14 protein-coding genes are annotated in these 13,915 nt (G+C 60.7%); 6 read left to right on the top strand and 8 right to left on the bottom strand.

Annotation, left to right across the window (positions count from 1 at the left end):
- Positions 1 to 4: 4 nt before the first annotated feature.
- The 5 genes from ACU8HS_RS23085 to ACU8HS_RS23065 all read right to left on the bottom strand — a co-directional run bounded on the left by ACU8HS_RS23085 (position 5) and on the right by ACU8HS_RS23065 (position 4,702).
- Positions 5 to 868, bottom strand: a complete 864-nt coding sequence (locus ACU8HS_RS23085) for a carbohydrate ABC transporter permease (RefSeq protein ID WP_112754002.1) — start codon at positions 866 to 868, stop codon at positions 5 to 7.
- A complete protein-coding gene (locus ACU8HS_RS23080) occupies positions 868 to 1,779 on the bottom strand; it encodes a carbohydrate ABC transporter permease (protein ID WP_112570421.1) in 912 nt (303 codons plus the stop codon). The genes ACU8HS_RS23085 and ACU8HS_RS23080 overlap by 1 nt, the downstream gene beginning before the upstream one ends.
- Before the next feature lie 82 nt (positions 1,780 to 1,861).
- Positions 1,862 to 3,100, bottom strand: coding sequence for an ABC transporter substrate-binding protein (locus ACU8HS_RS23075; protein ID WP_112570419.1), 1,239 nt, complete (start codon positions 3,098 to 3,100; stop codon positions 1,862 to 1,864).
- 40 nt (positions 3,101 to 3,140) lie between these two features.
- Entirely contained in the window at positions 3,141 to 4,214 is a 1,074-nt protein-coding gene (locus ACU8HS_RS23070; protein ID WP_377312619.1) for a LacI family DNA-binding transcriptional regulator, read from the bottom strand.
- A 134-nt stretch (positions 4,215 to 4,348) separates the two neighbouring features.
- A complete protein-coding gene (locus ACU8HS_RS23065) occupies positions 4,349 to 4,702 on the bottom strand; it encodes a hypothetical protein (RefSeq protein ID WP_112570417.1) in 354 nt (117 codons plus the stop codon).
- 295 nt (positions 4,703 to 4,997) lie between these two features.
- Here ACU8HS_RS23065 and ACU8HS_RS23060 point away from each other — a divergent pair, with 295 nt between their 5' ends.
- Positions 4,998 to 5,969, top strand: a complete 972-nt coding sequence (locus tag ACU8HS_RS23060) for an alpha/beta fold hydrolase (RefSeq protein WP_447016267.1) — start codon at positions 4,998 to 5,000, stop codon at positions 5,967 to 5,969.
- 57 nt (positions 5,970 to 6,026) lie between these two features.
- On the opposite strand, the gene ACU8HS_RS23055 is transcribed toward ACU8HS_RS23060, so the two are convergent.
- The gene (locus tag ACU8HS_RS23055; RefSeq protein WP_112570413.1) at positions 6,027 to 6,923 is read right to left on the bottom strand and encodes a LysR family transcriptional regulator; all 897 of its coding nucleotides are present in this window, start codon (positions 6,921 to 6,923) and stop codon (positions 6,027 to 6,029) included.
- Positions 6,924 to 6,992: 69 nt separating this feature from the next.
- Positions 6,993 to 7,358, bottom strand: coding sequence for a hypothetical protein (locus tag ACU8HS_RS23050; RefSeq protein WP_447016266.1), 366 nt, complete (start codon positions 7,356 to 7,358; stop codon positions 6,993 to 6,995).
- A 288-nt stretch (positions 7,359 to 7,646) separates the two neighbouring features.
- Between ACU8HS_RS23050 and ACU8HS_RS23045 the strand changes: the two genes are divergently transcribed.
- Entirely contained in the window at positions 7,647 to 8,750 is a 1,104-nt protein-coding gene (locus ACU8HS_RS23045) for an NADH:flavin oxidoreductase/NADH oxidase (RefSeq protein WP_113413771.1), read from the top strand.
- Between the two features lie 173 nt (positions 8,751 to 8,923).
- Positions 8,924 to 9,436 (top strand): peptide-methionine (S)-S-oxide reductase MsrA, encoded by a 513-nt coding sequence (msrA, locus tag ACU8HS_RS23040; protein ID WP_112570406.1) that lies wholly within the window; start codon positions 8,924 to 8,926, stop codon positions 9,434 to 9,436.
- A gap of 115 nt (positions 9,437 to 9,551) precedes the next feature.
- On the opposite strand, the gene ACU8HS_RS23035 is transcribed toward msrA, so the two are convergent.
- On the bottom strand, positions 9,552 to 10,433 hold the full coding sequence (locus ACU8HS_RS23035) for an MBL fold metallo-hydrolase (RefSeq protein ID WP_112753994.1): 882 nt from the start codon (positions 10,431 to 10,433) through the stop codon (positions 9,552 to 9,554).
- 267 nt (positions 10,434 to 10,700) lie between these two features.
- Here ACU8HS_RS23035 and ACU8HS_RS23030 point away from each other — a divergent pair, with 267 nt between their 5' ends.
- From ACU8HS_RS23030 to ACU8HS_RS23020, 3 genes are read left to right on the top strand one after another with little or no spacing between them, the layout of a single operon-like run.
- Positions 10,701 to 11,423 carry a FadR/GntR family transcriptional regulator gene (locus ACU8HS_RS23030; RefSeq protein WP_112570402.1) on the top strand — a complete coding sequence of 241 codons (723 nt, stop codon included), beginning with the start codon at positions 10,701 to 10,703 and terminating at the stop codon, positions 11,421 to 11,423.
- Entirely contained in the window at positions 11,420 to 12,586 is a 1,167-nt protein-coding gene (locus ACU8HS_RS23025; RefSeq protein ID WP_113413770.1) for a PLP-dependent transferase, read from the top strand. The genes ACU8HS_RS23030 and ACU8HS_RS23025 overlap by 4 nt, the downstream gene beginning before the upstream one ends.
- A gap of 36 nt (positions 12,587 to 12,622) precedes the next feature.
- The gene (locus ACU8HS_RS23020; RefSeq protein ID WP_112570398.1) at positions 12,623 to 13,882 is read left to right on the top strand and encodes an ABC transporter substrate-binding protein; all 1,260 of its coding nucleotides are present in this window, start codon (positions 12,623 to 12,625) and stop codon (positions 13,880 to 13,882) included.
- Positions 13,883 to 13,915 lie beyond the last annotated feature (33 nt).

Raw genomic sequence — 13,915 nt, 5'->3', positions numbered from 1 at the left:
ATCGTTATTTCACCGCGCCGGCCATCAGCCCGCGCATGTAGTAGCGTTGCAGGAGCAGGAAGACGATCAGGCAGGGGATCGTCATGACGATGACGCCGGCCTGGACCGCGCCCCAGTTGATGGCGCCGAGGCGACCGGCGCGCACCGCCGTCATGAGAACGGGAAGTGTGTATTTCTCGTTGCTGGAGAGCAGCACGAGGGCGGCCAGGAACTCGTTCCAGGCATTGAGGAAGGCAAAGATCGCGACCGTTGCAATGCCTGGCAGCACCAGCGGCAGCAGCACACGGATCAACAGCTTAAGGTCCCGTGCGCCATCGATGCGCGCCGCCTCTTCGATCTCCTTCGGCACGGCGTCGAAGGCGTTGCGCATCATGAAGACGGAGAAGGGCAGCTGCAGCGTGACATAAACGAGGGTGAGGCCGAGCAGGGAATTGTTGAGGCCGAGCCTCGCCAGGATGATGAAGAGCGGCGTCAGGATCGATTGGAACGGGATCATCAGCGTTGCGATGATCAGCACGAAGAGCGCGTTCTTCATGGGAAAGCGGTAGCGCGAGAAGCCGTAGCCGGCGAGCAGGCTCACCGTGACCGTCAGCAGCACCGTCGCCAGCGAAACGAAGAGCGAGTTGATCATGTGCTGCCAGATGCCGGCGCCGAACGTATCGAGCAGCGCATAGGCGTCGAAGCTGAACCCGGTCGTCGGCCATGGCGGCAGCGGCGGCAGGCTGGCTTCCGTACCGTGCCGGAAAGAGGCGAGCAGCGTGATGATGAAAGGCGCCAGGAAGAAGATCGAGATCGCGATCCCGGCGACATGATAGGCCGATTGCGACCTGAAACGCTTGCGGGCGCGCCGCTGCCTGGAGGAAACCATCAACGTTCCTCCCCGACACGCAGCAGCCAGAGCTGGACGATGGAGATCGCCACCAGGATTGCCAGAAGCACGATCGAAAGGGCGGATCCGTAGCCCAGATTGAAGGATACGAAGGACTGGTTGAAGATATAGTAGACGACCGAGATCATCTTGTTCTGCGGCCCCCCGGAGGTCATGATGTAGAACTGGTCGAAGGCGAGGATCGAGCCCGTGACCGAAACGATCAGCGCCAGCGCAATCGTCTTGCGCATCAGCGGCAGCGTCAGGTGCCGGAAGCGCTGCCAGCGGCCGGCGCCATCGATGCGGGCGGCCTCCGTCAGTTCGGACGGAATGGCCTGCAGGCCGGTCAGCAGAATGATCATCGTGAAACCGGCGATCTTCCAGACGACCATCACGATGATCGTCGCGAAGGCGGTATCGAAGCTCGCCATGATATTGGGGCTGCGCTCGACGAGGCCGAGGGCGCGAAGGGCCGGGCCGAAGAAGCCGCTATCGACATTGGCAAGCCAGACCCAGAGCAGCGATGCCGTTGCGAGGCCGACCACGACGGGCAGGAAGATGATCGTCCGGTAGGTGCTGACGAAGCGGCGTTCCTTCTCGACGAAGATCGCCAGGGGGAAGGCGACCGCAAAGATCGCGATTGTCACGATGACGGTGTAGTAGGCGGTGAAATTCAGGGCCGCCATGAAGCGGCTGTCGTTCCACATGCGGATATAATTGGCAAAGCCGATCCAGCGCGCCGCACCCATCAGCGGCCAGTTGTGCAGGCTCATCCAGCCTGTGAAGAGAACAGGCATCACGAAGAAGACGATGACGAGCGCCATGGCCGGCGCGATATAAAGAAAGCCGCGCCATTGCGACCTCCGCCGTTTTCGGGCAGCGCGCGTACGCTGTGGACCGGAACCGGTCATCGAAACCTCCGCATCTTAAAAAAGCTCAGTCTGTGGATCGGCCGGGGAACAGCCACCGTCCCCCGGCCCACGGCCGGGAGAGTTATTGGCCGCTGTCGATGATGGACTGCATCTCGGACTGAGCGTTCGAGAAGGCGCCATCGACGTCATCGCCGAAGATTGCGGCGTTGGTGAAGGTTGCCCAGGGGCCGTTGGCGCTGTTGATCAAGTCGTTGAACTGCAGCGTGTAAGGTGTCTTGGCAATCGAGATCGCCTTGAGGCCCACTTGCATGCGCGGATCGAGGCCGGCAAGGACCTGGTCGGCAATGTCGCCGCGCGTCGGCAGGCTGCCATATTTCGCCATGACCTTCTGGCCGTCCATCGAATAGATATATTCGAGGAATTCCTTGACGGCATCGATCTTCTTCGTGCCCTTGGTGATGACGAAATTATCGCCGCCGGCAAAGGAGGAAGCCTTGCCGTCGACGCTCGGGATCAGCGTCACGCCGAAATTGATATCGGGATATTGCGTAACCAGCGTGCCGATGGCGAAGGCGCCGAGGCTCTGCTGGCCGATCTTGCCGTTGGTGAAGGTCAGGAAGTTCGTGCCGTTATCGCTTGCCGCACTTGCGGGGACGAGATCCTTCTTGACCATGTCGCGATAGTAGCCGACGGCCTTGCGCATCTGCGGCGTATCGAGCGTCGCCGTCTTGCTGTCTTCGGAGAGAATATCGGCGCCGGCGCCCCAGACAAGCGGGGTGAAGGTGAAGATCATGCAGCCGCCGCAGCCGCCGCCGGAGAAATAGAAGCCGTAAGTATCGTCCCCGAGCTTGCGGATCTTCTCCGCATTGGCTTCGATTTCCTCCCAGGTCGTGGGCGCCTTGTCCGGGTCGAGACCGGCCTTCTTGTAAAGGTCCTTGTTCCAGGCAAAGACAGAGGTTTCGACAGACAGCGGCAGACCGTAGATCTTGCCCTCGTAGGTGCCGAGTTTGACATGCGACGGCGACAGCGAATTGAAATAGGGCAGGCTCTTGGCCCAGTCGGTCAGATCTTCCAGCTGGCCGGCGGCGGCGAAGGCCGGGTTATAGATCAGGTCCATCGAAAGGGCGTCAGGCGCCTGGCCGCCGGCAATTGCGGTTGCGTATTTCTGCACCAGTTCGCTGAAGGGCACTTCGGTTGCGACGACCTGGTTCTCATGGCTTGCATTGTAGGACTCGACGACCTTCTTGAAGGCGTCGCCGATTCCGGACCGGACCCACATTTCGATCTTCTCGGCAGCCGAGGCCGTCGAGACCAGGCAGAGTGTGGCAAGGCTCGTTGCCACCAATAGACGCTTCATCATGGCTCTCCTCCCAAGTTGGCGCGTCTCCTTCGCGCCGTTGCTATATTCCGAGGGTGTCACCCCCGCACGATTGCCGCACGACGAGACGGCATGGCAGTTTCCTGATGCCGGGCTCCACCGAGCGTCCCTCCGCAAGCGCCAGAACCGTCAATCCGGCCTGCCGCCCCAGTTCCTTCAATTCCATGTCCACCGTCGTCAGCGGCGGCCGGGTCTGGGCGGCGACAATCTCCCAATTGTCGAATCCCACCACCGAAACATCCTGCGGCACCCGGACGCCGCGCTCGCGCAGCGCGTCGATGACACCGCGTGCAATCTGGTCGTTGCCGCAGAAGATGCCGTCGGGCCTCTCGCCGCCGCTCCACAATTTCGCCACCGCCTCGTGGCCCCAGCTTTCGGACCAGACCCCGAAAAGCACCTGCTGCTGCCCGCCCGCCACCTTGCGATAGGCATTGGCGCGCTCGCGCACCGAGAAGAAACTCTCCGGCCCCGTGACATGCACAAGGCGTTTGCGTCCAAGCTTTGCCAACCACTCGACGGCAAGCTGCGCACCCTGCGCATCGTCGGAGCGGAAGGTTACGCTTCCCGGCGCCCCCTCCGTGAAGGCGTAGACGACGGGTACGTTCAGGTTCGACAGATCGAGCGGCAACCGTCTGTCCAGACGCTTTCCTGTCGCGATAATGCCGTCAACCTGTTTGTCGAGCATCGCCTCGACATGAATCTGCGCCAGCGCCGGGTCCTCTTCGATGGCGCACAGAAAGACCGAAACACCGTGGTCGACAAGAGCATCGGATATGCCCGCCATGACCGGCAGCGTGAAGCGGCCATAAGTATCGTTGGTCAGAAGTCCGATCGTGAAACTGCGTTTGCTGAGCAGACCCCTTGCCAGAGCGTTCGGCCGGTATCCGATCTCTGCCGCGATGCGCTTGACCCGCTCTCGCGTCTCCAGCCCCATCCGGCCCGTGTCGTTCAGCGCCTTCGATGCAGTCGAGATGCTGATGCCGGCCGCTGCCGCGACATCGTGGATGGTGATCCTGCCTCTTTTTCCTCCCGTCGTGTCCAGTCGCTCCTCCCTAGAACTTGCGGTGAGAAAAGCTTTTCCCAGAAAAATTGTCAAGTGAGAAAAGGTTTTCTCACATGTAAAAGACTTTGGCCGGGAGCAATCGGAAGGGCAATTGCGGCAATAATGATGAGCCGGCTTTCGACCGAAGGCGGGGCGCGGGGAGCCTGTCAGCGTGCGATCGCAATCACTTACAGATATCCGGTGTGCTCGCCGAACGGTACATCCTCATCAAGGTTGCCGGTACCGATGCGGTCGCTTTCGCCGGAGAGGCGTTCCTCATCCCGGCTGGTCTCGTCCGGGTGCGACTGCGTGGAATGATGGTCGAGATGCCGATCGGCCGCAGGATCCTCGTTGCCGTCGGTTCGCTCTTCGTCGCCGGCATTGGCGTGATGCCCGCCTTTTCCCTCTCTGCCGGCGGTGATTTCCGCCTGCCGCCCGGCGACCCAGGCATTGTCCGGCTCGGAGCCGATGGACGTACTATGGTTTATGTGCGTCGCCGAGGAAGCCGCGGCCGGTGAGGTGGGGGCAATCTTTTCGACCATTTAAATCCCCTGATCTGGCATCGGGGTGGGTGGGCTCCGATGCCGCTATGCATATAACACATCATGACCGAGTGGAACTGCACGACAGTCCGGGACTGATAGGGCGGATCGTGTTGTCGTCTGCGTGTCGACCCCGGAGTCGGGTAACGTCGTGGCCTCGGTCTTGGGAATAATTATTCCAGTAATCGGAATAATAACTTCCGCATTCTGTCGATTAACGGATTCCGGTGAGTGGCTATTGTTGGCGGCGGGCCAGCAAGGATTGTTGGCGGATTTCGTTAAAAGGAGAATTGAGATGAACCGACTGATCCTTTCCCTGATGCTGGCAACCGCCAGCTTCGCTCCTCTTTCTCACGCAATTGCCGCCCCTGCCAAGCAGGCTGCCGTCGTCCGGCAAGCACCGGTAACGGTCCACTATCGCACGACCGAGATCGACGGCGTGAACATGTTCTACCGCGAGGCCGGGCCGGCCGACGGCCCGGTCGTCCTGCTCCTGCACGGCTTTCCGACATCCTCGCACATGTTCCGCAATCTCATTCCGCTGCTTGCCGATCGCTATCACGTGATCGCCCCCGACTATCCCGGTTTCGGCCAGAGCGACGCACCCGATCACACCAAGTTCGCCTATACGTTCGGCCATTATGCGGACATGGTCGACACGCTCATGACGCAACTCGGCGCCAAGTCGTATGCCATGTATGTCATGGATTACGGCGCCCCGGTCGGCTACCGACTGGCTCTCAAGCATCCGGAACGGGTAAGCGGGCTGATCGTCCAGAACGGCAACGCCTACGAAGAGGGCCTGCGCGAATTCTGGGATCCGATCAAGGCTTACTGGGCTGACGGCTCCAGCAAAAAGCGCGAGGCGCTATCGAATCTCGTGGTCCTCGAGACGACCAAGTTTCAGTATACGGATGGCGTCAAGGATCTCACCCGCATCAGCCCCGACAATTGGGTCCACGATCAGGCGCTGCTCGACCGGCCGGGAAACAAGGATATCCAGCTCGATCTCTTCCACGACTACGGCACGAATGTTCCGCTCTACCCGCAGTTTCAGGCCTTCTTCCGTGAACGCAAGCCGCCGACGCTGATCGTCTGGGGCAAGAACGACAAGATTTTCCCGGAGGAAGGCGCGCATCCTTATCTGCGTGATCTGCCGGATGCCGAAATGCATATCCTCGATACCGGCCATTTCGCCCTGGAAGACAAGCTGGACGAGATGGCGCCACTCATTCACGACTTCCTCGACCGCAAGGTCGCAAAGTAACAACCGCTTGTATGAAAGACCCGCGCATTCACTGATGAATACGCGGGTCTTTCGCTTCTAGTTGAAGTGCCTGTTGGACCTCAGCCTTGCTACGGCAAAGTCGATGAAACTCCGCACCTTTGCCGAAACATGGCGCCCTTCCGGATGAACGACATGGATCGGCAAGGCTTCCTCTTCATAGTCGGACAGGATCGTGCGCAGTTCACCAGCCTCAAGCTGCGGCGCAATCTGATAGGACAGGACGCGCGTCAAACCCCAGCCGCCAGCCGCCGCCGCAATCGCGGCCTCGTTGGTGCTGCAGAAGAGACGGGGGGTGACGCGGATAGTCGACTTCTTCTGCACCCCGAAACGCCATTCAAGCGACGTCCACGCGCTGGTTGAAGCGACAATGCGATGGTCCGACAGATCGTCGGGGGTCATCGGCACGCCATGCTTCTCGAAATAGGAAGGGGATCCGCAGATGACGCGTCTCACCTTGCCGACGCGTGTCGCGGTAAGTCCGGAATCGGGCAGATGGCCGATGCGGATCGCAACGTCGATGCCTTCGTCAACCATGTTTACGACCCGATCGACGAACAGGCCACGACCGGTCACATCGGGATGGAGATCCAGATATTCGCTCATCAGCGGCAGGACGAACATCGTGCCGAACATGGCTGAGGTCGTGACGGTGAGCGTGCCTGTCGGTTTGCCGTAGGCGCCGGCTGCGGCAGCTTCCACCTCCGAGAGGTCGGCGAGAAGCCTCTGGCAATCTGCAAGATAGCGGGCACCGGCTTCCGTCAGTTTGACGGACCGGGTCGTGCGCGTCAGTAGGCGTGCGCCGATAACGTCCTCCAGCGCGGACACGATGCGCGTCACTGCCGGAGGGCTCATGTGGAGTTGTCGCCCTGCCTCTGCAAAGCTCTCGGCCTCCGCGACCTTCACGAAGACCCTCATTGCCTGCCATCGGTCCATGCGGTTCACGTCGTCCAGAAAAGCTCAAGTCAAAGACAGAGGTTTAAACGCTTTCGGCCCGATCGCAATCTATCGGTCCGACCGGACCAGGCCGCTGAATGGCGGTCTTTCATTCGCCGGCGACAGTTCCGGTCTCGTGACCAGGGCGCGCAGTTGCGAAGCGATGTCGGGAATACCGAAAGCTGCAAGTTGCCGCCTGGCGGTCGCGCCCGCTTCTTCGTCACCCACGTCGATCGCCAGCGCGAATTTGACGGCGATATCGGCAAACAGGTCGAAACTGCCTCCGCGTTTTGCTGCATCGATTTCCGCTCCGCTGAGCGCCATGTGTTTCGCCTCGATCTCGAGGGATCGAAGAGCGGCGAAATCGCGTCTCGAAACGGCAAGTGCAAGCTCGATCTGGATGCGCATGAGCGGGGTCACGAGGTCTTTGCGCATATCATTTTCCGAGGCTGCCAATAGCATCGTCTCTTCCGCACTGTTTCGAGCCCGCGGGACACTCCCCCGACACGATATAGCCGGCCGCAACGCGACTGAACCGACGTTCTGCTAAAGGCTTTGTTGCATGTGACGCAACAATCGGACGAAGCTGTATCGCGGGGCCTTTTCGCAATAGGGACCCACACCAAAGAACAGTTCCTGACAGCCGGAAGCTCTGCTAACCGTCGTAAAGATCCGATAGAGTGCTATAAGCCGAGACAACCGAATTCCGCTTGGAGGAACGCCATGTCCCAACCCGTCCTGTTTTCTCCCTTCGCCGTGCACAATCTCGAACTCGCCAACCGTATCGTGATTGCGCCCATGTGCCAGTATTCGGCCGTCGACGGCTGCATGACGGATTGGCATTTGATCCATCTCGGGCAGCTGGCGCTTTCCGGCGCAGCGCTCCTGACCATCGAGGCGACCGCCGTCCTGCCAGAGGGACGCATCACCTTTGCCGATGTCGGCCTCTATGATGACGCTTCCGAAGCCGCAATGGCCCGCACGCTCGAGAGCATCAGGAAGTGGTCGGACATGCCGATTGCCGTGCAACTGGCGCATGCCGGCCGCAAGGCTTCGACAGAGGTTCCCTGGAGAGGCGGCGGCCAGTTTCCGCCGACCGATCCGAACGGATGGCAGACCGAAGCGCCTTCCGCCATCGCCTTCAACCCGAACTACGTGCCGCCGACCGCACTTGACCGGGATGGCATGAAGCGCGTGCGTGATGCCTTTGCCGCTGCCGCGCAGCGGGCGGCCAGGATCGGCATCGACGCCGTTCAGATCCACGGTGCTCATGGCTATCTGCTGCACCAGTTCCTGTCGCCCTTGTCGAACCGGCGCACCGACGAATATGGCGGTTCGCTGGAAAACCGCGCCCGGTTCCCGCTGGAAGTTCTCGAAGCTGTAAGGGATGCCTTTCCCTCCGACCGGCCGGTGACGATGCGCGTTTCCGCCACCGACTGGGTCGAAGGCGGTCTGGAGATTTCAGAGAGTGTCGAATTTGCCGGGATGCTCGAGGAAAGGGGCTGCAGTGCCATCCACGTCTCGAGCGGCGGCCTGCATCCCTCTCAGGCGATCCCGATCAGCCCGAGCTATCAGGTGCCGCTCGCCCGCGCGATCAAGAGCGCCGTCAAAATGCCGGTCATTGCCGTTGGCCTGATTACCGAATCGACGCAGGCAGAGGCTATCGTTGCAACCGGTGATGCGGACCTGATCGCGCTTGCCCGCGCCATCCTTTACGATCCGCGCTGGCCGTGGCACGCCGCCGCCGAGCTCGGCGGACAGGTGAAAGCGGCCAATCAGTATCTCCGCTGCCAGCCGACACAATTCAAGACCTTGTTTGCGAGGTAAGGCGAGGCCCGCCCGCGCGGGCAAAAGGTCGTCCGGTGTTCCGGCGGTGTCTCGGGAAAGTCCGTGATGCCGCTGTTGCGGACTGGCGATCACTGGGCCGAGTACCCATATAGGCGTCAGCGAAGCGCACCTGACGATTCACGTCCATCTCGCGCATCAGGAAAGGACATTCTATGACGACAGAACGTGCGGTACTTGCTGGCGGCTGCTTCTGGGGAATGCAGGACCTTATTCGACGGTTTCCCGGCGTCGTTTCCACGCGCGTCGGCTATACGGGCGGCGAAGTTCGCAACGCCACCTATCGTAATCACGGCAGCCATGCCGAAGCGATCGAAATCATCTTCGATCCGCAAAAGACGAGCTATCGCGACATCCTGGAATTCTTCTTCCAGATTCACGATCCGACCACGGTCAATCGCCAGGGCAACGACATTGGCACCAGCTATCGATCGGCGATCTTCTATGTCGATGAAAATCAGCGGCAGACGGCCGAGGATACGATCGCCGATGTAAATGCCTCCGGCCTCTGGCCGGGCAAGGTGGTGACGGAAGTCGTTCCCGTCAGCGATTTCTGGGAGGCCGAGCCGGAACATCAGGATTATCTCGAACGCATCCCGAACGGCTATACCTGCCATTTCGCACGTCCGGGCTGGAAGCTGCCGAAGCGGCAGTCGAACGTCGCTTAAGCCTGCTACCTGTCAGGCATATTCCCCGGATTTGATCGGCGGCGGCCCCTTGGGCCGCCGTTTCGATTTGAGATCACATGGCCTGCTTCGGCGTTTGCCTTGCAAAGCCCATTGCTCACTTGCCGGCCGCAAGTGTCGGATCCCACTTGAAGTGGTCGCCGTCCGACTGGATATGGCCGACCCCGGGGAAGGGGAAGTGAGGGGCAAAGATGAGTTCCTGCGACTGTGCAAGGGTCGTCAGCGTCCCGATCCGGTTCTTTTCGCCAGTCGGGGCGTCGGTGTCGAAGCCAATTGGCCAGTCCGGCTTGGCCAAAGAGACAATAGAGCTGTGTGCCGTGTCGCCGATATCGAGCATCTTCTCGTCCCCCGAGGCAATCTGATAGCCGACATGGCCGGGCGTATGGCCCGGCAATTCCACCGAGGTGATGCCAGGGGCCACCTCGGCACCCGGCTCGAACGTCTTCACATGGCCCTCGACCGTCTTGACGACATCGGCAAGCTTGTCGTTCTTCCTGGCGAATTCCCACTCGGCGGCTGACAGGCGTATGGTCGCGTTCGGAAAGGCCAGTTTGCCATCCTTTACCAGTCCCCCGACATGGTCGGAATGCGAATGGGTGATCAGCACGTCTGTGACGTCGGCGGATTTGTAGCCGGCCTGCGAGAGGCTTTGCTGCAGCGCGCCGCCGACGCCGGTGTCGATCAGCACCAGTCGCTCCGGCATCTTGACGAGCAGCGCATCGACGCTGAGCGTCACGGTGTCCGTCGGTGCGCCGGCGCCTTTGAGGACTTCGGCCGTTTCTTCCGGACTGTGACCGACCCCGAAGACCTTGCCGTCGTTCGGCAGGACGAACTGGGCGTCATGCAAGGCCACGAGATCGAAGGATCCCAATTTGAAGGCTTTGGCATCGGGCTGTTGCGCCGGCATCTGCGCGAAGGCTGCACCGGCCAGCATGGTCGCGCCCGCGACTATGGCAAGGGACGCTCTGTGGATGGACATGATGGCGATCCTTTCAATGGGTCTTGGTGGTGAAAGCGGTGATGTCCATTCATAAGGCTCCTGCCTTCCAAGGTCATCTCAAACTATCGTCAGCATTGACGGTCCGGAGGAATTCGGTGCGGCGTCCCGTTGTGTCGCGGATGCTCAGGCGAAAGGGAATTGCCTTTTCCACACACGACCGCCTTGACGGCGCCGGCCCTTTGAGAAATGCTAAGATGTCAGACCAATTTTGAAGGTCGGCTGCCTTGGAAAAGAATTTGGGGAACCATGAAGGCAAATGACAGCGACAGGCCGGTGATCCGGCCGCTTCCGGCGATCGACCGCGCCAGGCAGGTGACGGACGCTCTGGCGCATTATGTCGAGGATGCCCGGCTTCAGGCGGGTGATCGGCTACCGGCCGAACGCGAGTTGATGGCCGCCCTTGCCGTCGGGCGCTCCACCATTCGCGAGGCAATCCGGCATTTTCAGGCGCTCGGCGTAATCGAGACGCGCAAGGGCAGCGGGACTTATCTGCTGAAACCGGTTTCTCGCGACACGATCCATGTGCCGCTTTCCTTCGAGACGCCGCATCTGCGCGATGTGCTGCTGCAGACGCTGGAGGTGCGCCGCGGCATCGAATGCGAGGCCGGCATGGTGGCTGCGCGGCGGCGCACGGCGGAAGATCTCATCGTCATCGAGGAAAAGCTTGACGAGATGGAACGGGTGCATCTTTCAAAGGGAGCATCCGGCCCGGAAGATCTGGCCTTCCATCTGGCTGTCTACGATGCCACGCACAATCCGCTGTTCCGGCAGCTTCTCGAGCAGATGCGCGAGACCTTCGAGCGGTTCTGGACGCATCCTTTCGACCGGCAGGATTTTGCCCGCCGGTCCTTTCCCTTCCACCGCACCCTTTTCAACGCCATCGCCGCCCAGGATACCGAAGCGGCGCGGCGTGAGACATTGAAAATCCTCGACGTGGTCGAGGAAGACATCAAGGAAATGTCCCGATGACTGACGGCCTCGAACCGTTCGACCTCGCCTCGCTGATCACCGCCCATGACGAAGGCAACTTCGCCGAAGCGGTCGTTCCGCCGATCTTCCAGACCTCGCTTTTCACGTTTTCCGACTATGACGACATGATCGCCTCCTATCGCGGCGAAAAGGTGCGGCCGATCTATACGCGCGGCCTCAACCCGACCGTGCGCATGTTCGAGGAAATGCTGGCAAAGCTCGAAGGTGCCGAGGATGCGCTGGGTTTTGCAAGCGGCATGGCGGCGATCTCGTCTGCCGTCTTGAGCTTCGTGGAGCCGGGCGACCGCATCGTCGCCGTCAAGCATGTCTATCCGGATGCCTTCCGCCTGTTCGGTACCATCCTGAAGCGCATGAAGGTCGACGTGACCTATGTCGATGGCCGCGACGAGGAGGCTGTCGCCAAGGCGCTGCCGGGTGCGAAGGTCTTCTACATGGAGAGCCCGACGAGCTGGGTGATGGAAACCCATGATGTCGGCGCGCTGGCAGCGCTTGCCAGAAAGCACGGCGTCGTCACCATGATCGACAACAGCTGGGCAAGCCCGATCTTCCAGCGGCCGATAACGCTCGGCGTCGACCTCGTCATCCATTCGGCCTCCAAATATCTCGGGGGACATAGTGACGTCGTGGCCGGCATTGTTGCCGGCTCGAAGGAGATGATCGCCCGGATCAAGGCCGAATCCTATCCCTATCTCGGCGGCAAGCTTTCGCCCTTCGATGCCTGGCTGCTGATCCGTGGCTTGCGCACCCTGCCGATCCGCATGAAGGCGCATGAGACGGCGGCCATGACGATCGCCCAGCGCCTGCAGGCGCTCGACGTGGTCGAGCAGGTCTGCCATCCGGGCCTTGCCAACCGTCTGCCAGCCGGCCTGAACGGCACGTCCGGACTCTTCTCCTTCATATTCCGCGAAGGCATCGATGTCAGAGCCTTCGCCGATCACCTCAAGCTTTTCAAACTGGGTGTAAGCTGGGGTGGACATGAAAGCCTGATCGTACCGGGCGAAGTGGTGCTGCAGCAGAAAGCGCAGCCGAATTCCGCGCAGGCCTTCGGCATCAGCCCGCGATCTGTGCGCCTCCATATCGGCCTCGAAGGAACCGAGGCCCTGTGGAGGGATATCGAGGAAGCGATCGCGGTCGCTTCATAACCAAACCTCACAAACAACGACGGAGGGGAACCGAAAATGAAAAAGCTCATTCTTTCAACGCTCTTTGCCACGATGATGGCAGGCACGGCTTTTGCGGACACGACGCTGAAGCTCGTCGAAGTCATCACCAGCCCGGAGCGCACCGAGACGCTGAAATCGATTGTCGGCAAGTTCGAGGCCGCCAATCCCGGCACGAAGGTCGATATCATCTCGCTGCCCTGGAACGAAGCCTTCCAGAAGTTTGCGACCATGGTTTCGGCCGGCGACGTGCCTGATGTGATGGAAATGCCGGATACCTGGCTGTCGCTCTATGCCAATAACGGCATGCTCGAAAGCCTCGAGCCCTATCTTGCAAAGTGGGAACACACCAAGGAGCTGACGCCGCGCGCCCTCGACCTCGGCCGTGACGTCAACAACACGGCCTATATGCTGCCCTACGGCTTCTATCTGCGCGCCATGTTCTACAACAAGAAGCTGCTTGCGGAAGCCGGTGTCAAGGAACCACCGAAGACGATGGAGGATTTCACCAAGGCCTCCGAAGCCGTGTCCAAGCTGCCGGGCAAATACGGCTACTGCATGCGCGGCGGTCCGGGCGGTCTGAACGGCTGGATGATCTTTGCCGCCTCCATGGCCGGCGACAACACATACTTCAAGGAAGACGGCACCTCGACCATGAACAGCGAAGGCTGGGCAAAGGGTATCGAGTGGATGGTGGACCTCTACAAGAAGGGCTATGCGCCGAAGGATAGCGTCAACTGGGGCTTCAACGAAGTCGTCGCCGGCTTCTATTCCGGCACTTGCGCCTTCCTCGACCAGGATCCGGACGCGCTGATCGCGATCGCCGAGCGCATGAACAAGGACGATTTCGGCGTCATTCCGCTGCCGAAGGGGCCGGCCGGCAAGTCCTATCCGACCATCGGCTATGGCGGCTGGTCGATGTTCACGACGAGCCAGAACAAGGATCTCTCCTGGAAGCTGATCGCTACTCTTGAGGGGCCGGAAGGCAATATCGAGTGGAACAAGAAGATCGGCGCGCTGCCGGCCTACACGGCTGCGGAAAAGGATCCGTTCTACGCCGGTGATCAGTTCAAGGGCTGGTTCGAGGAACTGGCCGACAAGGACACCGTTCCGACGGTCATGCCGACCTATCTCGAGGAATTCGCCTTCTTCAAGGATTCTCTCGCGATCAAGACCTCGCAGCAGGCGCTGCTCGGTGACATTTCCGCCAAGGATCTCGCCGACCAGTGGGCCGACTATCTCACCAAGGCCCAGCAGAAGTTCCTGGCAAAGAAGTAGGGCCGACACCGCAAGCGGCGGCGGAGACTTTCC

The sequence above is a fragment of the Rhizobium sp. KDH_Rht_773_N genome, assembly GCF_052946295.1.
This window is presented reverse-complemented; position numbering and strand designations above follow the sequence as displayed.